The following is a 1,146-nucleotide window of genomic DNA, read 5'->3' as shown; positions in this document are numbered from 1 at the left end:
CCCCTTGTATGTCGGAAAATATGTCCTGGAAGCCTCAGATCGATGGCCCCAAGCCCTGGGCGAAAGCCCAAGTTCGAGGGAGAGCGAGGATCGAGGCTTCCATTTTTTGATAGCGTTTAGCCTAAGCCCGAACGGTTGGATGGCAGCACGCCGAATGGTCACAAGGATGGGATAAGCCGAATGGATATCAAGGTTGTAGGAATCGACGTTAGCAAGAACACGCTGGATCTGGACTCTTTGCCTGACAGCGCGAGCTTGCAGTTCACCAATGACGAAGCGGGTATCGCTTCGCTGCTGGCATACCTGGCCGAGCATAACGACGAAGGTCGAATCGATCGCATCGTGCTCGAGGCGACAGGCGGTTATGAAACCAGCGTCAGTATCGCGCTGGCCGGTGCCGGATTGCCGGTCGCGGTTGTCAACCCCAAGCAGGTGCGCGACTTCGCCAAAGCTTGCGGGATTCTGGCCAAGACCGACCGGCTCGACGCACGCGTGCTGGCGCGTTTTGCCCAGCAAATCCGGCCGCCAGTGCGTCCGCTGCCCGACGAGGCGCAGCGCGAATTTGCTGACCTGTTGGACCGGCGCAGCCAGCTGGTGGTCATGCGGGCGCAAGAGAAGGCTCGAGTCGCCACTGCGCCGCCGCTTGCCATCAAGAGTCTGAAAGAGCATATCGAATGGTTGGACGCCCGCATCAAGTCGCTCGATATCGATATGACCCACAAGCTGCGCACCAGTGACGTATGGAAGCACAAAGTGGAATTGCTTAGCAGTGTGCCGGGCATTGGCAAAGTCAGCGTGTTCACCCTGCTGGGGCGACTGCCCGAGTTGGGTAAGCTCAACCGCCAGCAGATCGCAGCGCTGGTCGGCGTGGCGCCGTTTAACGACGACAGTGGCAAGCGCCGGGGACAACGCTACATCCGCGGCGGTCGAGCCGAGGTGCGCAATGTGCTGTACATGGCGACGGTAACAGCGATTCGTCATAACCCTGCCATCCGTAGTTTCTATGAGCGCCTGAGTCTTACCGGCAAGCCATTCAAGCTCGCCGTGACTGCCTGCATGCGCAAGCTGCTGACGGTCCTCAATACCATGGCGAAGACCGGTCAGCCGTGGGAAAACAAACTGCCCGCTTGACACGGTTGCTCTCCC

At 59.4% G+C, this 1,146-nt stretch carries 1 protein-coding gene; it reads left to right on the top strand.

What is annotated here, in order from left to right; all coding sequences use genetic code 11:
* Positions 1–180: 180 nt before the first annotated feature.
* Positions 181–1,131: an IS110 family transposase gene (locus AC1RQK_RS40420; protein ID WP_492815263.1), complete on the top strand. Its 951-nt coding sequence runs from the start codon at positions 181–183 to the stop codon at positions 1,129–1,131.
* Positions 1,132–1,146: the final 15 nt, after the last annotated feature.

It is taken from the genome of Cupriavidus sp. GW822-FHT02D05, from assembly GCF_058802485.1.
This window is presented reverse-complemented; position numbering and strand designations above follow the sequence as displayed.

What these genes read in the sequence shown, in the direction of transcription:
- AC1RQK_RS40420 (WP_492815263.1), top strand. Translation starts at nt 181, where the DNA reads ATGGATATCAAGGTTGTAGGAATCGACGTTAGCAAGAACACGCTGGAT.